This is a genomic window from Curtobacterium sp. MCBD17_032 (assembly GCF_003234855.1).
Lineage (GTDB): Bacteria > Actinomycetota > Actinomycetes > Actinomycetales > Microbacteriaceae > Curtobacterium.
In genome coordinates, this window is the sequence record NZ_QKTO01000001.1 from 603,339 (window position 1) to 623,393 (window position 20,055).

Annotated in this window: 19 protein-coding genes; 14 read left to right on the forward strand and 5 right to left on the reverse strand. The window is 72.8% G+C overall.

Annotated features, from left to right (window positions below):
- Nucleotides 1-56: 56 nt before the first annotated feature.
- Genes glmS through tsaE form a run of 5 tightly spaced genes read left to right on the forward strand, consistent with a single transcriptional unit; the run spans nucleotide 57 to nucleotide 5,063 of the window.
- Complete coding sequence (gene glmS / locus DEI91_RS03015) at nucleotides 57-1,904, forward strand: glutamine--fructose-6-phosphate transaminase (isomerizing) (protein WP_111050825.1); 1,848 nt, start codon at nucleotides 57-59, stop codon at nucleotides 1,902-1,904.
- A gap of 6 nt (nucleotides 1,905-1,910) precedes the next feature.
- On the forward strand, nucleotides 1,911-2,309 hold the full coding sequence (locus DEI91_RS03020; RefSeq protein WP_111050826.1) for a holo-ACP synthase: 399 nt from the start codon (nucleotides 1,911-1,913) through the stop codon (nucleotides 2,307-2,309).
- Complete coding sequence (alr, locus tag DEI91_RS03025) at nucleotides 2,306-3,409, forward strand: alanine racemase (RefSeq protein WP_111050827.1); 1,104 nt, start codon at nucleotides 2,306-2,308, stop codon at nucleotides 3,407-3,409. The genes DEI91_RS03020 and alr (DEI91_RS03025) overlap by 4 nt, the downstream gene beginning before the upstream one ends.
- A complete protein-coding gene (alr, locus tag DEI91_RS03030) occupies nucleotides 3,406-4,569 on the forward strand; it encodes an alanine racemase (protein ID WP_181439443.1) in 1,164 nt (387 codons plus the stop codon). The genes alr (DEI91_RS03025) and alr (DEI91_RS03030) overlap by 4 nt, the downstream gene beginning before the upstream one ends.
- Nucleotides 4,570-4,607: 38 nt before the next feature.
- Nucleotides 4,608-5,063: a tRNA (adenosine(37)-N6)-threonylcarbamoyltransferase complex ATPase subunit type 1 TsaE gene (tsaE, locus tag DEI91_RS16135; protein WP_181439451.1), complete on the forward strand. Its 456-nt coding sequence runs from the start codon at nucleotides 4,608-4,610 to the stop codon at nucleotides 5,061-5,063.
- A 433-nt stretch (nucleotides 5,064-5,496) separates the two neighbouring features.
- On the opposite strand, the gene DEI91_RS16140 is transcribed toward tsaE, so the two are convergent.
- From DEI91_RS16140 to DEI91_RS03045, 3 genes are all read right to left on the reverse strand, one after another.
- On the reverse strand, nucleotides 5,497-5,670 hold the full coding sequence (locus DEI91_RS16140; RefSeq protein WP_181439444.1) for a hypothetical protein: 174 nt from the start codon (nucleotides 5,668-5,670) through the stop codon (nucleotides 5,497-5,499).
- Entirely contained in the window at nucleotides 5,667-6,266 is a 600-nt protein-coding gene (locus DEI91_RS03040; protein ID WP_111050828.1) for a dihydrofolate reductase family protein, read from the reverse strand. The genes DEI91_RS16140 and DEI91_RS03040 overlap by 4 nt, the downstream gene beginning before the upstream one ends.
- Nucleotides 6,267-6,331: 65 nt before the next feature.
- Nucleotides 6,332-6,940 carry a hypothetical protein gene (locus DEI91_RS03045; RefSeq protein ID WP_111050829.1) on the reverse strand — a complete coding sequence of 203 codons (609 nt, stop codon included), beginning with the start codon at nucleotides 6,938-6,940 and terminating at the stop codon, nucleotides 6,332-6,334.
- 172 nt (nucleotides 6,941-7,112) lie between these two features.
- On the opposite strand from DEI91_RS03045, the gene DEI91_RS03050 reads away from it, so the two are divergent.
- From DEI91_RS03050 to DEI91_RS16820, 6 genes are all read left to right on the forward strand, one after another.
- Entirely contained in the window at nucleotides 7,113-8,618 is a 1,506-nt protein-coding gene (locus tag DEI91_RS03050; RefSeq protein ID WP_111050830.1) for a 3' terminal RNA ribose 2'-O-methyltransferase Hen1, read from the forward strand.
- The gene (locus tag DEI91_RS03055) at nucleotides 8,615-11,224 is read left to right on the forward strand and encodes a polynucleotide kinase-phosphatase (RefSeq protein ID WP_111050831.1); all 2,610 of its coding nucleotides are present in this window, start codon (nucleotides 8,615-8,617) and stop codon (nucleotides 11,222-11,224) included. Before DEI91_RS03050 ends, DEI91_RS03055 begins: the two co-directional genes overlap by 4 nt.
- A gap of 112 nt (nucleotides 11,225-11,336) precedes the next feature.
- Complete coding sequence (gene tsaB / locus DEI91_RS03060) at nucleotides 11,337-11,957, forward strand: tRNA (adenosine(37)-N6)-threonylcarbamoyltransferase complex dimerization subunit type 1 TsaB (RefSeq protein WP_111050832.1); 621 nt, start codon at nucleotides 11,337-11,339, stop codon at nucleotides 11,955-11,957.
- Nucleotides 11,954-12,499 carry a ribosomal protein S18-alanine N-acetyltransferase gene (gene rimI / locus DEI91_RS03065; RefSeq protein ID WP_258374264.1) on the forward strand — a complete coding sequence of 182 codons (546 nt, stop codon included), beginning with the start codon at nucleotides 11,954-11,956 and terminating at the stop codon, nucleotides 12,497-12,499. The genes tsaB and rimI overlap by 4 nt, the downstream gene beginning before the upstream one ends.
- A complete protein-coding gene (tsaD, locus tag DEI91_RS03070; RefSeq protein ID WP_111050833.1) occupies nucleotides 12,486-13,541 on the forward strand; it encodes a tRNA (adenosine(37)-N6)-threonylcarbamoyltransferase complex transferase subunit TsaD in 1,056 nt (351 codons plus the stop codon). The genes rimI and tsaD overlap by 14 nt, the downstream gene beginning before the upstream one ends.
- Nucleotides 13,542-13,639: 98 nt before the next feature.
- Nucleotides 13,640-14,548: a DUF4190 domain-containing protein gene (locus DEI91_RS16820; protein ID WP_111050834.1), complete on the forward strand. Its 909-nt coding sequence runs from the start codon at nucleotides 13,640-13,642 to the stop codon at nucleotides 14,546-14,548.
- Nucleotides 14,549-14,621: 73 nt separating this feature from the next.
- On the opposite strand, the gene DEI91_RS03080 is transcribed toward DEI91_RS16820, so the two are convergent.
- Nucleotides 14,622-15,824 carry a class I SAM-dependent methyltransferase gene (locus DEI91_RS03080; protein ID WP_111050835.1) on the reverse strand — a complete coding sequence of 401 codons (1,203 nt, stop codon included), beginning with the start codon at nucleotides 15,822-15,824 and terminating at the stop codon, nucleotides 14,622-14,624.
- Nucleotides 15,825-15,982: 158 nt separating this feature from the next.
- Here DEI91_RS03080 and groES point away from each other — a divergent pair, with 158 nt between their 5' ends.
- Both groES and rarD read left to right on the forward strand, forming a co-directional pair.
- Nucleotides 15,983-16,279: a co-chaperone GroES gene (gene groES / locus DEI91_RS03085; RefSeq protein WP_110824204.1), complete on the forward strand. Its 297-nt coding sequence runs from the start codon at nucleotides 15,983-15,985 to the stop codon at nucleotides 16,277-16,279.
- Between the two features lie 124 nt (nucleotides 16,280-16,403).
- Nucleotides 16,404-17,357 (forward strand): EamA family transporter RarD, encoded by a 954-nt coding sequence (gene rarD, locus DEI91_RS03090; protein ID WP_111050836.1) that lies wholly within the window; start codon nucleotides 16,404-16,406, stop codon nucleotides 17,355-17,357.
- Between the two features lie 262 nt (nucleotides 17,358-17,619).
- Here rarD and DEI91_RS03095 read toward each other — a convergent pair whose 3' ends face one another.
- Nucleotides 17,620-18,957: an ABC transporter substrate-binding protein gene (locus tag DEI91_RS03095; protein WP_111050837.1), complete on the reverse strand. Its 1,338-nt coding sequence runs from the start codon at nucleotides 18,955-18,957 to the stop codon at nucleotides 17,620-17,622.
- Between the two features lie 249 nt (nucleotides 18,958-19,206).
- Between DEI91_RS03095 and DEI91_RS03100 the strand changes: the two genes are divergently transcribed.
- A complete protein-coding gene (locus DEI91_RS03100) occupies nucleotides 19,207-20,025 on the forward strand; it encodes an SDR family oxidoreductase (protein ID WP_111050838.1) in 819 nt (272 codons plus the stop codon).
- Nucleotides 20,026-20,055: the final 30 nt, after the last annotated feature.

A 20,055-nucleotide genomic window follows, 5' to 3' on the forward strand; every position in this document is an offset into this window, starting at 1 on the left:
CATGTAGCGGAGCGGTGATCAGCGAGGCCCGCAGCACTGCCCGTAGGATCGGGACCATGTGTGGAATCGTCGGCTACGTCGGCAGCAACAGCAGCACGGACGTCCTCCTCGGGGGCCTCCGCCGTCTCGAGTACCGCGGGTACGACTCGGCGGGCATCGCCGTGATCGACCCGGCCGGTGACATGACCTCGGCGAAGAAGGCCGGCAAGCTCCAGAAGCTCGTCGACGAGCTCGAGGCGAACCCGATCGCCGACGGCGGCACCGGCATCGGCCACACCCGCTGGGCGACCCACGGTGGCCCGACCGACGGCAACGCGCACCCGCACCTGGCCGACGGCGGCAAGCTCGCCCTCATCCACAACGGCATCATCGAGAACTTCGCCCCGCTCAAGGACGAGCTGCTCGCCGAGGGAGTCACCTTCGCGAGCGAGACCGACTCCGAGGTCGCGGCGCACCTCGTCGCGCGCGAGTTCCGCGAGACGCACGACCTGACCGAGGCGATGCGCCGCACGGTGGCCCGGCTCGAGGGTGCGTTCACGCTCCTCGTCGTGCACGCCGACCAGCCCGGCGTCGTCGTCGGAGCCCGCCGCAACTCGCCGCTCGTGGTCGGGCTCGGCGACGGCGAGAACTTCATGGGCTCGGACGTGGCCGCGTTCGTCGCCTACACGCAGCGCGCCCTGTCGATCGGTCAGGACGAGATCGCCACGATCCGTCCCGACGGCGTCGACGTCATCCACTTCGACGGCACCCCGGCCGAGCCGAGCGAGTTCGAGGTGAACTGGGACGCCTCCGCCGCCGACAAGGGCGGCTGGTCCTCGTTCATGGCGAAGGAGATCAGCGAGGAGCCCGAGGCGGTGCGCAACACGATCCTCGGCCGCGTGCACGAGGGCGCGATCACGCTGACCGACCTCGACCCGATCGCCGAGCGGCTGCAGCAGGTGGACCGCGTCATCGTCATCGCCTGCGGGACCGCGGCCTACGCCGGCATGCTCGGCAAGTACGCGATCGAGCAGTGGGCACGCGTCCCGGTCGAGGTCGAGCTCGCGCACGAGTTCCGCTACCGCGACCCGGTGCTCGACGACCGCACCCTGGTCGTCTCCATCAGCCAGTCCGGCGAGACGATGGACACGCTCATGGCCGTCAAGTACGCCCGCGAGCAGGGCGCCCAGGTGCTCTCGATCTGCAACACCCAGGGTGCCACCATCCCGCGCGAGTCCGACGCCGTGATCTACACGCACGCCGGTCCCGAGGTCGCGGTCGCGTCGACGAAGGCGTTCCTGGCGCAGGGCGTCGCGCTGTACCTGCTCGGCCTGCACCTCGCCACGCTGCGCGGCACGCTGACCGCCGAGCAGATCGCCACCCAGGTCGCCGAGCTGGAGGGTCTGCCGGAGAAGCTCCAGCAGACCATCGAGGACGCCTCCGGTGTCGCCGAGCTGGCGAAGTGGATGGCGGACACCCGGAGCGTGCTGTTCCTCGGCCGGCACGTCGGGTACCCGATCGCCCTCGAGGGCGCCCTCAAGCTCAAGGAGCTCGCGTACATCCACGCCGAGGGCTTCGCCGCCGGTGAGCTCAAGCACGGTCCGATCGCGCTCATCGAGCCCGGGCAGATCGTCTTCGTCATCGTCCCGTCCCCGCGCGACGCCCGCTCGCTGCACCCGAAGGTCGTCTCGAACATCCAGGAGATCCGCGCCCGCGGCGCCCGGGTGATCGCCATCGCGGAGGAGGGCGACGCCGCCGTGCTGCCCTTCGCCGACGAGGTGCTGCGCATCCCGCTCGCGACGCCCCTGTTCGAGCCGCTGCTGGCGGTCGCGCCGCTGCACATGTTCGGCATGGAGCTCGCCGCCGCCAAGGGGCTCGACGTCGACCAGCCGCGCAACCTGGCGAAGTCGGTCACCGTCGAGTAGTCGGACGTGATCATCGGCATCGGGGTCGACGTGGTCGACCTGGAACGGTTCGAGCGGGTGCTCGCGCGGACGCCCGCCATGCGGACGCGGCTGTTCACCGACGCCGAGCAGCTGCGCGACGGCGAACCGCGGCCGATCGCGTCGCTCGCCGCCCGGTTCGCGGCGAAGGAGGCGCTCGTCAAGGCCTTCGGGTCGAGTGCCGGGCTGAGTTGGCGCGAGCTCGAGGTCGTCGCGGACGACCAGCGGAACCCGTCGCTCACCCTGCACGAGGGGGCGCAGCGGGTCGCGGACGACCGGGGCGTCTCGCACGTGCACCTCTCGCTGTCCCACGACGGCGGGATCGCGACGGCGTTCGTCGTCATCGAGGGCCGGGACCGGCCCGCAACGGAAGGAGCGGCCGCGTGAGCGCGTTCACGGGGGTGACCGTCGACCGGGAGGCTGTCATCGCCAACTACGCGACGGTCGCGGAACAGGTCGCTCCGGCGGGCGTCATCGGCGTGGTCAAGGCGGACGGGTACGGCCACGGTGCCGTGCAGGTCGCCCGGGCCCTGGTCGACGCGGGAGCGGACTGGCTCGGTGTCGCCGACCTCGACGAGGCGGTGGCGCTCCGGCAGGCCGGGATCGACGAGGGGGTCCGCATCCTCGCGTGGCTGCACGCCCCGGACGAGGACTTCCGCCGCGCGGCACGGTTCGGGATCACCCCGGCGGTGTCGAGCGTCGAGCAGCTCTCGACCGCGGCCGACGCCGACGTCCCTGCCGTGCACCTCGTCGTCGACACCGGCCTGAGCCGCAACGGCGCGGTCGAGTCGGAGTGGCCCGAGCTCTTCGCGACCGCGGCGGCGCTGGCCCGTGGTGGGGACCGCACCCGGATCGAGGGCGTCATGTCCCACCTGTCGAACGCGTCGCGCGTCGACGACCTCGACCAGGACGCCGCGCTGCAGCGGGCCCTGGACGGCCTGGCGGCGGTCGGCATCCGGCCGGACGTCGTGCACCTCGCCGCGAGCGCCGGCAGCCTGGCGCTCCCGGAGACCCGACGCGACCTGGTGCGGGTCGGGCTCGCCCTCTACGGCCTGAGCCCGTTCCCGGACCGCACGTCGGCCGAGCTCGGGCTCCGTCCCGCCATGCGGGTGACCGCCGCGGTGCTCCGGATCGTGGCCGTGCCCGCGGGCGACGGCGTCTCGTACGGGTACACCTGGCGTGCCGAGCGGGACACCCGGCTCGCCGTGATCGGCCTCGGCTACGCGGACGGCTTCGACCGTGGTGCCGGAGGCGTCGTCTCGGTCCGCATCGGCGACCGTCGGTTCCCCGTCGTCGGCCGGGTCGCGATGAACGCGATGCACATCGACATCGGGGATGCCGACGTCGCCGTCGGGGACGAGGTCGTGGTCTGGGGCGACCCGGCGAACGGCGACCCGGCAGTGGAGGAGTGGGCCGACGCGATCGGCACGATCAACTACGAGGTGGTCGCCAGGGTCGGCCGCAGCGTGGAACGGAGGACGACGTGAGCGCACCACTCCGCCGCGCGGTCATCGACCTCGACGCCTACCGCGCCAACCTCGACCTGGTCCGGTCGTGGATGGACCCCGTCGAGCTGATGGCCGTCATGAAGGCCGACGCGTACGGCCACGGGCTCGAGGCCATCGCCCTGACCGCGGTCGACGCCGGCATCCGGTGGATCGGGGTGCTGACGGTCCCGGCGGCCCTGCGCCTCCGGTCGATCGGTGTCGGCGAGGACGTGCGGCTGTTCACGTGGCAGCACGACCCCGACCTGGACTTCCGGGACGCGATCGACTCCGCCGTCGACCTCGGCGTCTCGAACGTCGCGGAGCTGCAGCGTGTCGTGGACGCGGTCGACCACCGGCCGGCCCGGGTGCACCTCGGGGTCGACAGCGGGTTGCACCGGGACGGCGCGACCGTCGGGGAGTGGCCGGCCCTGGTGGAGGCCGCTCGCGACGCCCAACGCGACGGTCGCATCGAGGTCGTGGCGGCGTACACACACCTGGCCGAGTCGTCCGACGAGGACGACGCCGCGGCCGTGGCGCACTTCGACGCGATGGTGGAGCAGGCCGAGGACCTCGGTCTCGACATCCGGTGCGAGCACGTCGCCGCCTCGTTGGCCGGGCTCGAGCGCAAGGAGTTCCGGAAGGACATGGTCCGGATGGGGGCGAACCTGTTCGGCATCCCGGGCGCGGACGGGGTCTCCGCCGCCGACCTCGGTCTGACACCGGTGATGACGGTGACGAGTTCGGTCGCGAAGACGAAGCGTGTGCCCGCCGGCACGGGCGTCTCCTACGACTACACGTACCGCACCGACGCCGAGACCACCCTGGCGCTCGTCCCGGTCGGCTACGCGGACGGCGTGGCGCGGGCGGCACAGGGGCGCGTCGAGGTGGCGGTCAACGGCACGCGGTACCCGATCGCCGGTCGGGTCGCGATGGACCAGTTCCTCGTCGACGTCGGCGACGACGACGTCCGCGTCGGCGACCCGGTGACGCTGTTCGGCACCGGTGAGGACGGCGAGATGACCGTCCTGGAGTGGGCGAGCGCGATCGGCACGATCGGCGAGGAGGTCGTCTGTCGGATCGGCGGCCGTGTCCAGCGTGTCCACGAGGGGCACTCCGGTGCGGGCCGCGTCGGCGCATACCTGCGCGGGGAGCGGGCGTGACCGTCCTGCTCGACACCACGGTGGACACGACCGAGCAGATGGGCGCCCTGGGTGCCCGGCTCGCCGCGGTCCTACGCGCCGGTGACCTCGTCGTCCTGACCGGGCCGCTCGGCGCCGGCAAGACCACCATGACCCGCGGCCTCGGTGCCGCGCTCGGGGCGCGGGGGCAGGTGTCGAGCCCGACCTTCGTGCTCGCCCGCACGCACCCGACCACGGCCGGGCCGGACCTCGTGCACGTCGACGCGTACCGCCTGTCGGACCCGGTCGAGCTCGACGACCTGGACCTCGACTGGGACGGTTCCATCGTCGTCGTGGAGTGGGGCCGCGGCATGGTCGACGGGGTCAGCGACAGCGTCCTCGACGTCGAGATCGTGCGCGCGACCGGTGGTGCCGCCGTGACCGGCGACGCCGTCGACCCGGACGACGTGCCGGACGAGCCGCGCCGCGTCGTCGTCTCCGGCACCGGTCCGCGCTGGCAGGGCGTCACCCTCTGACGCCGCGTCCCGAGATGGTCCGTCCGCGTCCCGAGACGGTCCGTCCGCGTCTCCGGGACGCGCCGTCCGGGGGACGGGACGCCGCACGCCAGGCGGACGGGACTCCGGACGCCGGGTCGGACGGGAGGCCCGCCCGACGTCACCGACGTCGGCGCGGTGGTCCGGGCCTCCCGTCCGACACGCGGAGTTCGGCCAACTCGCTCGAAACGCTTGGGTATCGAGCGCAGACGGCGTAGCGTCACCCGCGCTACACCGCGGACCCTGGCCGCGGATGCCCGATCCCTGTTCCCGGGCTGACCTCGTCGTGACCACGCGTCGTACCCGACGGCGTCGTAGCGCGAGGGCGCTCGTCGCGGAGACCCGAACCTGCCGCGAGCGCCCTCGACCCTCGTCCGACGGGGCCGGGCGGCCGGTCGTGGAGGTGCTGGGCGCGTCAGCGGCGCTGGCGGCCGAGCAGCACGACACCGAGCAGCACCAGGGCCGACACGACGACGACCGCGGTGACGAACAGTCCGATCACCTCGAACCCGCCGCCGCCACCGTCGTCGCACGGCACGGTGTCGGACACACATGACGCCGCTGCGTGCAGCACGGCCGTCGTCGTCACGCCGTCGCTCCCCGGACCGCGTACCGGTGCAGGGTGACCCCGTTGTCGAACGCGCGCTGTTCGAGGAGGTCGAGCAGCAGGGGCTCCGGCACCGGCTCGTCGAAGAGCGGTCGGCCGGTGCCGAGGACCGCCGGGTGCGTGTACAGCAGCAGCTCGTCGACGAGCCCCGCGGCGAGCAGCTGCGTCGCGAGGGTCGCACCCCCGACCGCGATGTCCCCCTCGGACTCCTGCCGCAGGGCCGCGAGCTGCGCGATCGCGTCGTCGCCGCCGATGACCCGGGTGTGGTGGTCGGCCGTCGTCCGGGTCCGCGACACCAGGACCTTCGGGATGTCGGTCCAGATGTGCCCGAACTCGCGGAACCAGTCCGGCAAGGAGTCGTCGTCGCGGGCGTCCGGCCAGAACGGGTCCATCATGTCGCGGACGACACGGCCCTCGACGAACATCGTCATCGCGCGGGCCCGCTCGTTGAACTCGCGGTGCAGGGGACCGTCGATGCGGAGCCAGTCCGGGCCGTCGAGGCCGCTGTGGTCGCCGCGGTCCCGCTCGATGAGCAGGTCGAGCGACACGTTCATCCAGTACACGAACCGAGCGGGCATCGGGACTCCTTCGTCGATGCGGTGACGGTACCGCCGGGCACTGCGGCCGGCAAGACACCGTCGGGTCAGAGCCGACCGGGACGGCTCCGCAGTCCGCAGCTGCGCCGCTCGAGGTCGGCGAGGGCCGCGATCGTCGCCGGGTCCCGCTCCCGCCACCGGTCCACGACGCCGGGTCCGAGCGCGGCCACGGCGTCGCGGGCGACGAGCGCCCGGAGCGCCAGGACCTCCGTCCCGTCCGGACCCTGGTCGACCCGACGGGTGGTCGTCGCGGTCCGCACGAACCGACCACGGGTGCGCGTCCAGACGAGGAGCAGGACCACGACGAACACGACGGTGAGGCCGCCGCCGACGAGGTGCGCCAGGTGCACGGCGGTGTCGTGCTGCTGCGCTCCCGCGGCCGCGACGGCGCCGGCGTGCTCGCTCGCCTTCCGCAGGGGTGCGCTCACGGCGTCACCGGCGAGGGGGATGTCGGCGAGGGCCCGTGCGGTCGCCGACAGCTGCCGCTGGAACGCCGAGCCCTCGTCCTGCACCCGGGTGCCGATGGACGCGAGTCGTTCGATCGAGCCGGCGACCGCCCTGCCGACCACCACGGCCAGGACCAGGCCGACGAGGACCAGGAGGTCGACGACGACCTGGCGGACACGTCGGAACGGTCGGCTGTCGTACACGACCATCACGGGCCTCCTGTCCGGGTCGACCGGTGCCGGACGTGGCTGGTCGGTCGGCGTCCCAGTCTGCTGGTGCCGCCTGTGCTCCCGGTCCGCCACGTCGTCGTACTAGGCTCGCTCTCCGGCCTCGACCCAGCCGGACGGCGGGACGCCGGACGACGACGATCGGAGGCCGCGCATGCTCGTGACCATCACCACCCGTGGCGAGGCCGCGCCGGACCTGTCGCACCTGCTCCACAAGCACCCCGGGCGCGCACAGGCGTTCGACCTCAGCGTCGGGACGGCGCACGTGTTCTACCCCGCGGACACCCCGGACGAGTGCACCGCGGCCCTGCTGGTCGAGGTCGACGCGATCGCCCTCGCGAAGAGCAAGCGGTACGGCGCCGACGCGCAGGCGCTCTCGCGGTACGTGAACGACCGGCCCTACGCGTCGACGTCGATGCTGGCGACGGCGATCGGGCAGGTGTTCCGGAGCGCGATGGGCGCCCGGAGCGCCTCGCGACCGGAGCGGGCGGCGGCGCCGATGGACCTCGAGCTCGCCCTCACCAGTGTGCCGAGCGAGCGCGACGAGCACGGGGTGGGACTCGCGACGCGGTTGTTCGCCCCGCTCGGCTGGACCGTCGAGGAGACCCGACGCCAGCTCGACGACACCCGACCCGAGTGGGGCGACGCCGCCACGGTCGGGCTCCGCCTCCGCGGACACGTCCGGCTCGCCGACGCGCTCCGGCAGCTCACCGTCCTGCTGCCGGTCCTCGACGACGCGAAGCACTACTGGGTCGGGGACGACGAGGTCGGCATGCTCCTCCGCCGTGGCGAGGGCTGGCTCGCGGCCCACCCGCTCTGCGAGCTCATCACGACCCGCTCGCTGGCGCACCAGCGAGGACTCGTCGACGACGCGACCACGCGCCTCCTCGGCGTCGACGCGGGCCTCGACGCCGGCGTCCCGGACGGCGGGCACGCGGATGACCGGTCGGGAGGCACGGCGCCGGTCCGCACAGCACCGCCCGCCGACGACGCGGTCGGCGAGACGCCGCTGTACCGCCGCCGCGCCCAGGCGGTGCTCACGGCGCTCGCCGACGTGCGGGCGCACACGGTCGCCGACGTCGGGTGCGGCGAGGGTGCCCTGCTCCGGCACCTGTTCGCCGACCGGTCCTTCACGACGGTCATCGGCACCGACGTGTCGCCCCGGGAGCTCGCCCGCGCCGAGCGTCGACTGCGCCTCGACGACGTCAGCGACGAGCAGCGCGCCCGCGTGCGGTTGCTGCAGTCCTCGGTGACGTACTCCGACGACCGGATCGCCGGGCTCGACGCGGTCGTGCTCATGGAGGTCGTCGAGCACGTCGACCCCGAGCGGCTGCCGGCCCTCGAGGCCTCGGTGTTCCAGGCCGCACGGCCCGGCGCGGTCGTCGTCACGACCCCGAACGCGGAGCACAACGTCCGCTACGAGCACCTGGCGGCCGGGCGGTTCCGGCACCCCGACCACCGGTTCGAATGGACCCGCGACGAGTTCCGGGCGTGGGCGCAGGCCGTCGGGGACCGCCACGGCTACACGGTCGAGTTCCGGCCCGTCGGCGACGACGACCCCGAGGTGGGCCCGCCCACACAGCTCGCCCTGTTCCGCCGCGCGACGCCGACCAGCACGACGGCGACCCACACCACCCCGACCGGAGGCACCGACGCATGACCGCCCTGCCGATCCCCACCATGTCCCTCGTGCTGCTCGTCGGCACGAGCGGCTCGGGCAAGTCCACGTTCGCCGCGCAGCACTTCGGACGGTTCGAGACCCTGTCGAGCGACGTCTTCCGCGGGCTCGTCTCGAACGACGAGAACGACCAGGCCGCCACCGGGCCCGCCTTCGACGCGCTGAAGCACATCGCCGCGACACGCCTCCGCGCCGGCCTGCTCACCGTCGTCGACGCCACGAACGTGCAGCCCGAGGCGCGGCGCGACTTCGTCAAGCTCGCCCGGGAGCACGACGTCCTGCCGGTGGCGATCGTCCTCGACGTCCCCGAGGCCGTGTGCGTCGCCCGCAACGCGGCCCGCCCCGGCCGGGACTTCGGCGCCGACGTCATCCGACGGCAGCAGGGACAGCTCCGCCGCGGGCTGAAGGGCCTCGGCAAGGAGGGCTTCCGCCGCGTCCACGTCCTGCACGGGGAGGACGAGATCGCCGCCGCGACGATCGTCCGCGAGCCGCTGCTCAACGACCGGCGGGACGAGCACGGCCCCTTCGACGTCATCGGCGACGTGCACGGCTGCCGGTCCGAGCTCGAGTCGCTGCTCGGACGCCTCGGCTGGTCGCTCGTGCGTGACGACGCCGGGCGGCCCGTCGACGCCGTCCACCCCGACGGCCGCCGAGCGGTGTTCCTCGGCGACCTCGTCGACCGCGGCCCGGACACCCCGGGCGTCCTCCGGCTCGTGATGGGCATGGTGCGGAACGGCCACGCCCTCGCTGTGCCGGGCAACCACGAGGACAAGCTCGTCCGCGCGCTCGACGGCCGGAAGGTGCAGACCGGTCACGGCCTCGCCGAGACGCTCGCGCAGCTCGCCGAGGAGCCGGAGGACTTCCGCATCGAGGTCCGCGAGTTCTGTCGAGCCCTCGTGGGGCACCTCGTGCTCGACGACGGTCAGCTGGTCGTGGCACACGCGGGCCTCAAGGAGCAGTACCAGGGCCGGGCCTCCGGCCGCGTCCGCTCCTTCGCGCTGTACGGCGACACGACCGGAGAGAGCGACGAGTACGGGCTGCCGGTGCGCCTGCCGTGGGCGGACGACTACCGCGGGTCCGCGACGGTCCTGTACGGGCACACCCCGACGGTCGACGCCGAGTGGGTCAACAACACCATGTGTCTCGACACCGGGTGCGTGTTCGGCGGGAAGCTCTCCGCGCTCCGCTACCCCGAGCGCGAGGTCGTCCAGGTGGCCGCCGAGCGCGTCCACTACGAGCCGGCCAAGCCGCTCGAGCCGCTGCGCACGTCGGCGACGGGAGTCGACGTACCGGACGCGGGACGAGCCTCCAGTCCGGCCGGGAGGCCCGCCGTCACCCCCGCCTCGCCCCGTCGCGTCCCCGGGCTGCTCCCGATCGAGGACGTCACCGGCAAGCAGGTCGTGGAGACCCGGCACCACGGCCGGGTCGGCATCCGCGCCGAGAACGCCGCCGGAGCGCTCGAGGTCATGAGCCGCTTCGCGGTCGACCCGCGGTGGCTGCCGTACCTCCCGCCGACGATGAGCCCGGTCGCGACCTCGGCGCTCCCGGACCACCTCGAGCACCCGGACGAGGCGTTCGCGTACTACCGCGGCCAGGGCGTGGACACCGTCCGGATGGAGGAGAAGCACATGGGCTCCCGAGCCACCGTGCTCCTCACCCGGGACCCTGCGCGCTTCGACGCCCCGGCGGGCTGGCGCGGTGTCGTGACCACCCGCACCGGTCGCTCCTTCTTCGACGAGGCCGACACCGCGACGTTCCTGACCCGACTCGACGCCGCGGTCGAGGCAGCCGGGCTCTGGGCCGAGCTGGGGTCCGACTGGGTGCTGCTCGACGGCGAGGTGCTGCCCTGGGCGGTGAAGGCCGAGGGCATGATCCGGGACTGGTACGCCGAGGTCGGTGCCGCCGCAGCCGGGGCGTTCCCCGCGACCCTCACGGCGCTCACCGCGTCCCGGGACGCCGGTGTGGACGTCTCGGACCTGCTCGCGCGGACGGAACAGCGTGCGATCGCCGCCGCCGCGTACACCGCGTCCTACCGGCGCTACGCCGCACCCGCGGCCGGGATCGACGACGTGCGGTTCGCGCCGTTCCAGGTCCTCGCGGCCGAGGGACGGACCTTCGCCGAGCGGCCGCACGGGTGGCACATGGACATCGCCGGGCGGCTGGCCGACGCCGCTCCCGAGGCCGTCCGTGCCACGCGGTCGCTGCTCGTCGAGGTGCACGACGACGCGTCCCGCGCAGCCGGCGTCGACTGGTGGCAGGAGCTCACCGACGCCGGGGGCGAGGGCGCCGTCGTGAAGCCCGAGTCGAACCTCACCCGTGGGCCGAAGGGACTCGTGCAGCCGGGCGTGAAGGTCCGCGGCCGCGAGTACCTCCGGATCATCTACGGGCCGGAGTACACGCAGCCGGCGAACCTGGCGCGCCTCAAGGACCGGGACCTCGGCCACAAGCGGTCGATGGCGCTGCGGGAGTACGCCCTCGGCCTCGAGTCGCTCGCGCGCTTCGTCGAGCGGGAACCGCTGTGGCGGGTGCACCAGCCCGTGTTCGGCGTGCTGGCGCTCGAGTCGGAGGCCGTGGACCCGCGGTTGTGACCGGGCCCGTCCCGGACCCTCCGCGCTGAGCGACAGCACTCGTGGCCGTCGCGCCGCGGGACCGTCGCTCGGCACGAACGGTCCGGCACGGCACCGCGCCTACGATGGACGGGTGCTGCTCGCGATCGACACCTCCGCCGGGACCTCCGTCGCCGTCGTCGACCCGACGACCCGGCAGGTCCTCGCCGAGCGCGCGACCGACGACACCCGCCGGCACGCCGAGGTGATCGGCCCGTTCCTCGACGAGGTCCTGCGCGCGGCCGGGGTCGCTCCGTCGGCGGTCACGGGCGTCGTCGCCGGCATGGGTCCAGGCCCCTTCACCGGCCTCCGTGTCGGCATCGCCGCCGCCAGGACCTTCGCCGCCGCGCGGGCTGTCCCGTTCCTCCCCGTCGTCAGCCACGACGCGGTCGCCGCGGGGGACCCCGGGCCGCTCGTCGTCCTCACCGACGCCCGCCGTCGCGAGGTCGCCTGGAGCGCCTACGACGCCGACGGCGCGCGCGTCGCGGGCCCGGGACTCGCGAAGCCGGCGGACCTGGACGACGTGCTGCGGGCCTCCCGTCCGGAGGCGGTCGCGTGGCGACGCGTGACGGCCGCGACCATACCGGCCGGGAGGCTCGGGGCGCTCGCCGCGGACCGGCTCGCCTCCGGCGCGCCCCTGGCCGCCGACACCCCGGTCTACCTGCGCGAACCCGACGTCACCATGCCGGGAGCGCCGAAGCGGGTGGCCCGGTGACCGCCGTGCTGCCGGAGGGGCTGCGGCTCCGTCGCGCGCACCCGCAGGACCTCGACGACGTCATGTGGCTCGAGCACGCCTCGTTCCCGACCGATGCCTGGTCGGCGTCGCAGATGTCCGGTGAGCTGCACTCGCCGCACGGCCACTACGTCGTCATCGAGACGACCTCCGAGGGCACCGCACCGACGGTGGTCGGGTACGCGGGACTGTCCTCGCTGCCGGGCAACCCGGTCGCGGACGTGCAGACCATCGCGGTCGCGGCGGACCAGCGGGGCAAGGGGCTCGGCCGGGTGCTGTTCACGGAGCTCCTCGACGAGGCGCGTCGCCGCGGGGTGCACGAGGTGTTCCTCGAGGTCCGCGCGGACAACCCCGTGGCGCAGGCGATGTACTCGGCGTTCGGGTTCGAGCAGATCGCCGTCCGGCCGCGGTACTACCAGCCGGACGGGGTCGACGCCTGGGTGATGCGCGCGGAACTGCCGGCGCTCCCGACCACGACCGGCGTCGGCCCGATCGGACAGGAGGCGCTCGATGACCGCGGCTGAACCACTGGTGCTCGGCATCGAGACCTCGTGCGACGAGACCGGTGTCGGCATCGTGCGGGGGACCACCCTGCTCGCGAACGTGATCGCGTCGAGCATGGACGAGCACGCCCGCTACGGCGGCGTCGTGCCCGAGGTCGCCGCGCGGGCGCACCTCGAGGCGATGACCCCGACCCTGCACCAGGCACTCGAGCAGGCCGGGGTGACCCTCGACGAACTCGACGCCGTGGCCGTCACCGCCGGGCCCGGGCTCGCCGGCGCGCTCATGGTCGGGGTCGGTGCGGCGAAGGCGCTCGCGGTCGCGACCGGCAAGCCGCTGTACGGCGTGAACCACCTGGTCGGGCACGTCGGTGCGGACGTCCTGCGCACGGACGGCTCCGAGATCGAACTCCCGACGGTGGCGTTGCTCGTCTCCGGCGGGCACACGTCGCTGCTGCTCGTGCGGGACCTCGTCGGGGACGTCGAGCTGCTCGGCGAGACCATCGACGACGCCGCGGGCGAGGCGTTCGACAAGGTCGCGCGGCTCCTCGGGCTGCCGTACCCCGGCGGACCCCAGATCGACCGTGCGGCAGCCGACGGCGACCCGACGGCCACCCGGTTCCCCCGGGGCCTGACGCTGCCGAAGGACATGGCGGCGCACCGCTACGACTTCTCGTTCTCCGGCTTGAAGACCGCCGTCGCCCGCTGGGTCGAGCGCTGCCGTGACGAGGGCCGGGAGGTCCCCGTCGCCGACGTCGCCGCGAGCTTCCGCGAGGCCGTCGTCGACGTCCTGCTGACGAAGGCGCTCGCCGCCTGCCGGGACACCGGCGTGGACCGGCTGCTGCTCGGCGGCGGGGTCGTCGCGAACGCGCGCCTGCGGCAGGTGGCGGAGGAGCGCTGCGCGGCCGCCGGGGTGGCGCTGCGGATCCCGCCCTTCGACCTCTGCACCGACAACGGCGCCATGATCGCCGCCGTCGGTGCCCGGCTCGTGGCCGAGGGGCACGCTCCGAGCGACCTCGGCATCGCTGCGGACTCCACCCTGCCGGTCACGACCGTCCAGGTCTGACGGGTACCGACCCGGGTCGCTCGCGCTCCTGAACGACGCGGGGAGCCGTGTGGGAGGATCGGTGCCGGTGGTCGACCGGCCACCGGGAGGGGTGACACGTGTCCGATCAGAACGACCGATCGAAGCCGGACGAGACGCCGGACCAGGCGTCGGGTCAGGAGTCGAGCCAGCCGGAGCGCGGGCACGACGCCCCTGCGCACGACCCGTTCGCGACGTCCGGCCAGGGGTCGGCAGCGCAGGGCGTCACGGACCCCGCGGGCGACCCGAGCGGACGTGCGGCGTTCTCCGGGCCGTCGGATCCCGGGCAGACGGACCGCGGGCAGCAGAACCCGTACACGACGCCCGGGCAGCCCGGGTCGCATGCTGCCTACGGCTCGCAGGGTCCCTCCGCCTCGCAGGCTGGTCAGTACGGCGCCGGCCAGGCTGGTCAGTACGGCGCCGGCCAGGCGGGGCAGTACTCGTCGCAGAGCCCGTACGGGGCGCCGGGCCAGTACGGTTCGCAGCAGGCGGGCCCGTACGGTTCGCAGAACCCGTACGGCAGTCAGAAGACCTCAGACCAGCAGCAGTACGGCCAGCAGTACGGCCAGCAGCAGCAGTACGGGCAGCAGCAGTACGGCAGCCAGCACCGCACCACTGCCGGTCACAACCCGTACGCGGCCTCGAGCCAGAACCCCTACGGGCAGCCGCGGAAGACGAGCGTGCTCGCCATCCTGTCGATCGTCTTCGCCTTCGGCGGACTCCTCTTCGGACCGCTCACCGTCCTGACCAGCCCCGCCGGCGCGATCATGGGGCACATCGCCCTCGGCCGGATCAAGCAGACCGGTGAGCAGGGTCGGGGCCTCGCCCTCGCCGGCATCATCGGCGGGTGGATCCTCACCGCGCTCGCCGTCCTCGGCATCGTCGCGTTCATCCTGCTCGCGGTCTTCGCCTCCGAGAACCCGGACTACGGAGGGTACGACGGGTACGACGGCTACGACACCAGCAGCACGACCGCGTTGATCGCCTGACCGGCACCGCACGACGACGGGGCACCGCCACCTCGGGCGGCGCCCCGTCGTCGTTCCGGTGTCCGACGGGTGGTCAGCCGGCCACGTCGGTGAGGCGCTCGCACAGGACCGCGGTGTGGCGGCCCTCCAGTCTGGTGAGCACGAGTGTGACGCGATTCCGCCCGCGCAGTCGCAGGCGCTTGCGGAACGCGGCCGGGTCCACGTCGACGCCGCGCTTCTTGATCTCGACGGTGCCGACGTCGTCCGCCGCGAGGCGGGCCGCCAGCCGCTTGACGTCGAGCGGCATCGTGTCCAGCACGCGGAACCCCTGGGCGAACGGCGTCGCGACCGCCTGGTCGCTCGTCACGTAGGCGATGCCCTCGGAGAGCATCCGGCCGTCGATCGACCGCGCCAGGTCCCCGATGAGCCGGGCACGGATGACGGCGCCGTCGGGTTCGTAGAGGTACGCACCGAGGGGCCCGACCTCGACGTCCTCGGCGTCGGCGGCGCCCGTGAGTTCGGCGATGCCGTGCGGACCGATGACGGTCGCTGCACGTCGGACTCCGGGACGGGCGAGCGGACCGAACCACAGGGCGAGCTCGACGACCTCGCGGTCGACGGACGTCCACTGCGCCTCGGCGGTGTCCGGGATCAGGTCGCGGTCGATGCCCGGGCCGAGCTTCACGCCCGTCGGGGTCGTCGTCGCGGCGGCGAACACGGTGTCGAGCGAGGGCGACCAGTCGTCCGGGTCGGCCAGCCGTCGGGTGTCCGAGTGCCCGCTCGTCCGCCGGGCCGGGTCCATCCAGACCCCGTCGACGGAGCCGACGTCGAACGTGGCGGCGTCCCCGAGCTCGACGCGTGCGTTCGGCCACGGCGCGAGGTTGTGCGTCGCGACGGCAGCCGTCACCTCGTCCCGGTCGACCGCGGTGACGTCGAGGTCGAGCGCAGCCATCGCGAGCGCGTCCCCGCCGATCCCGCAGCCGAGGTCCGCGACCCGGTGCAGCCCGGCGGCGGCGAACCGGCCGGCGTGCTGCGCGGCCACCTGCAGCCGCGTCGCCTGCTCCAGTCCGGCCTCGGTGAAGAGCATCCGCGCCGCGAAGTCGCCGAACTTGCCCCGCGCCTTCTGCCGGAGTTTCGCCTGGGTGAGGACCGCTGCGACGAGTGCCGGGTCGTGACCCTCGGCCCGGAGACGGGACACCACCCGGACGATCTCGCCGCCGTCCGAGACCGAGGGCGTACGGTCGAGCAGGTCCATCCCCGCCGGGGTCAGCAGCTGGGTGAGTTCGGCGGCGTCCATGCCCCGATCCTCCCAGGTGCGGGCAGAGCCGGACGCGCTGGCACTCGGATTGACCGAGTGCCAGTGACGTCCTACAGTTGGGGTTGGCACTCTCCCCAGGGAAGTGCCAACCCGGTTTTCGTCAGTACCGAACACGTACCGAGAAAGAAGAGGTCACCGTGGCCGTCAGCATCAAGCCGCTCGAAGATCGCATCGTCATCCGCCAGGTGGAGGCGGAGCAGACCACCGCGTCCGGTCTGGTCATCCCGGACACCGCGAAGGAGAAGCCCCAGGAGGGCGAGGTCGTCGCCGTGGGTCCGGGTCGCATCGACGACAACGGCAACCGCGTGCCGCTCGACGTCGCCGTCGGCGACAAGGTCATCTACTCGAAGTACGGCGGCACCGAGGTCAAGTACTCGGGTGAGGACCTGCTCGTCCTCTCCGCCCGCGACGTCCTCGCGGTCATCGAGAACTGACATCTGCTCCACGAACGCCCCGTCGGCCTGGCCGACGGGGCGTTCGTCGTCCCGGGAACACCGCAGACCGCCGGGAGGCCCGGAGCCGGGCGCGCCCGTCGGTCCGCCTTCCTAGGATGGTTCCGTGAGTGAACCGAGTCCCGCGCGTCCGGCGCGCAGCGAGGCATCCGTCGGCGTGGTGCAGGCCCTCGTCGCGTACGGGCTCTGGGGACTCATGCCCCTGCTCTTCGCGGCCATGGCCCCGGCGGGTGCGTTCGAGATCGTGTCGTGGCGCATCGTCTTCGGCCTGGTGTTCTGCGCCGTGGCGATCCTGGCAACCCGGTCCTGGCTCCGTACCCGGTCCCTGCTCGTGCAGCCCCGGGTGATGGGCGTGATGGGGGTCGCCGCCGGGCTCATCCTGGTCAACTGGACCGTGTACGTGCTCGCGACGACCACGGGACACACCGTCGAGGCCGCCCTCGGCTACTTCATCAACCCGCTCGTCACCATCGCCCTCGGCGTGCTGGTCCTCCGCGAACGCCTGCGACCCCTGCAGTGGACCGCCGTCGGCATCAGCGTCCTGGCCGTCGTCGTCATCGCGGTCGGCTACGGGCGGATGCCGTGGATCTCCCTGGCGCTCGCGTTCTCGTTCGGGATGTACGGCCTCGTGAAGAAGCGGGTCGGTGGCACGGTCGACGCGCTGAGCGGTCTCACGATCGAGACCGTGTGGCTGCTCCCGCTGGCGGTGGGGACGCTCGTCGTGCTCGGCGTCACGGGGATCGGTGGCGGGGTGACGTTCACGAGCGAGGGCTGGCTGCACGCCCTCGTCACGGTGCTGACCGGGCCGGCGACCGCGGTGCCGCTCCTGCTCTTCGCGTCCTCGGCTCGTCGGGTGAGCCTGTCGACGCTCGGGCTGACGCAGTACCTCGCTCCCGTGATGCAGCTGCTCGTTGGGGTGCTCGTGCAGCACGAGCCGATGTCGGCCTCGCGCTGGGTCGGCTTCGGCATCGTGTGGGCCGCGCTCGTGCTGCTCACGGTCGACTCGTCCACCGCTGCGCGGCGGGGTGCGCGACGCGAGGCCGTGACCGAGCCGGCCTGAGCCGGCGGGGCGGGGCGGGCCTCCCGGCCGGTGCCCGCCGGGTGCGAGCGAGACGCACCCGTCCGCTCGGGACGCCGTGGTCCATCGGCACCCCGCGCGCGAGACACGTCCGTCTGTGCGGGACGCCGCTCCGACGTCGAGACGCCGCCATCATCGGCGGCGTCTCGGTCGGTCCGCGGCGTCGCCCGCTGACACCGGCGTCTGCCCACGCGAACGGCCCCCGGGAGCAGCTGCTCCCGGGGGCCGTCGCTCGTGCGGGGTGTTACTTCGAGACCGAGCCCTGGATGGCGCTCTGGTACACGGGCTTGTTGTCGCCGTCGAACTTGTAGATGCCGATGTAGGCGCTCGACGGGTCGTTCTTGTCGTCGAACGGACCGATGCCGGACGGGCCGGTGTAGTGGATGTCCTCGCCGCCGTCCAGGAGGTCCTTGCACTCCTTGAACGTCGAGCACTCGGTGCCACCGTCGGCGCCGGAGACCGCAGCCATGTTGGCCTGGATCGTGCCGGAGTCGGTGCCCTTGCCCTTCACCGCGGCCAGGGCGGCGAGGGTCGTGGCGTCGTAGGACTCGGCCGCGTACGAGAAGTCAGCGAGGTCCTTGTTCGAGGACTTCTTGTAGAAGTCGACGAGGCGCTTCTTCAGGTCGTCCTTCGGGCTGGCGCCGGGGATGGTGCCCTGGGCGCCCTCGAGGGTGCCCTTGTCGAAGTCCTTCGAGTAGTCCGCGGTGTTGCCGTCGGACATGTAGATCTTCGCCTTGTTCCCCTGCGAGACGAGCTCGGGGATGATCGACTTCGTCTCGTCGAAGGCCAGGACGACGATCGCGTCGGGCTCCGTGGCGAGCGCCGCGGTCACCTCGGACGAGAACGTGGTCTGGCCCGGCGGGAACTCCTGGCCCTTGCCCTTGGCGCCGTAGACGACCTGGCCGCCGGCGGACTCGACCGCTTCCTGGACCGAGTTGCGGAGGCCGGTGCCGTACGTGTCGTTGAAGACGAGGAACGCGACCTTGGCGTTGCCGTCACCGGTGACGAGCTGTCCCAGCGCGGACCCCTGGACGGAGTCCGGCGGCGCCGTGCGGTAGTAGTGCGACGAGTAGCCGGACAGGTCGGTCGCCGTGTTCGCCGGCGAGATCTGCACCATGCAGTTGCTCGTGAGCTGGTCGATCACGTTGAGCGTGACGGAGGACGACTCGGCGCCGATGACGACCGGGACCTTCGCGTCGACGAGCTTCGTCGCGGCGGAGCTCGACACGGTCATGTCGTTGCTGTCACCGGAGTCGGTGGCGGGGTCGATCGTGACGTCCTCGTCCAGCACACCGCCCGCGGCGTTGATGTCCTCGACGGCGAGGCCCACACCGGACTCGGCCGGCGGGTTGAGGTAGGCGAGCGAACCGGTCAGCGGCAGGATTGTGCCGATCTTCAGCGGGTCGGTGCTGGGCGACGAGGGTGCCTCGCAGCTCGCCGCCGGGTCCTTCTTCGCGCCGCCGGCCTTGGCCGATTCGGAGGCGCCGTCACCGGCGTTGCTCGAGGTGGAGCAGCCGACGAGGAGCACCGCTGCCGCTCCCGCCAGTGCCAGCGCCGTGGTGGCGCGGGTGGTTCTGATCATCCGTGGAACCCTTTCTCTGCGCGGAGGCCCTACCGCATCGGGTCGAGCGCGGCGTCTCCGCGTGGGATTGGAGAGAAAACTAGGGTCGATGTGTTTCGCCCGTGTGACGGAAAGACACACCTGGGTGTTTCGTTACATACCCGTGACACTTCTGAACGGGCTCACCGGAACCCCTGGTCAGGAGTCCGTCTGGACGGTCTCCGCGGTTCCGGACAGGCGTCCCGGAGGTCCGGCGTACGTTCCGCAGACATGAGCGACACATCCTCCACAACCCTGTTCCGGCCCACGAGGGCCATCGTCACCGGCTCGGAGTCGGGCATCGGCAAGGCCACGGCCGTCGCGCTGGCGGCTGCCGGCATGGACATCGGGATCACCTACCTGTCGGAGCCCGACCGGGCCGAGGAGACCGCCGCCGAGGTCCGGGCAGCCGGTCGGCAGGCGTACGTGGCGCACCTCGACGTGACCGACCTCGACGGGGCGGCCGCGGTCATCGACGGCCTCGTGTCCCAGCTGGGCGGGGTCGACGTCATCGTCGCCGACGCGGGTACGGGCGACAACGCACCGTTCCTCGACCTGACACTCGACCAGTGGCGCCACACCGTCGCGACCGACCTCGACGGGGCCTTCGTCACGATCCAGGCGGCCGCTCGGCGCATGGTCGCGCAGGGCACCGGCGGCCGGGTCATCGGCATCACGAGCGTGCACGAGCACCAGCCGCGCTACGGCTCGAGTGCGTACGACGCTGCGAAGCACGGGCTCGGCGGACTGCTCAAGACGATCGCGATCGAGCTGGCGGAGCACGGGATCACCGCGAACGCAGTCGCACCAGGGGAAATAGCGACCCGGATGACCGGCGCCGAGGACGAGGACCCGCACACGATCTCCCGTCCCGGAGTGCCGCTCGGCCGACCGGGCAACGCGTGGGAGATCGCGGCCGCCGTGGCGTTCCTGGCCTCGCCCGCGTCGTCGTACATCACCGGCGTCTCGCTGCCCGTCGACGGCGGCATGCTCCAGATGGGCCCGCACGGCGGGAGCCACATCACGTCGGACGACTGGCGGAGCGCGTAGGCGGACCCGTCGACCGCGAGACGCCCCCGT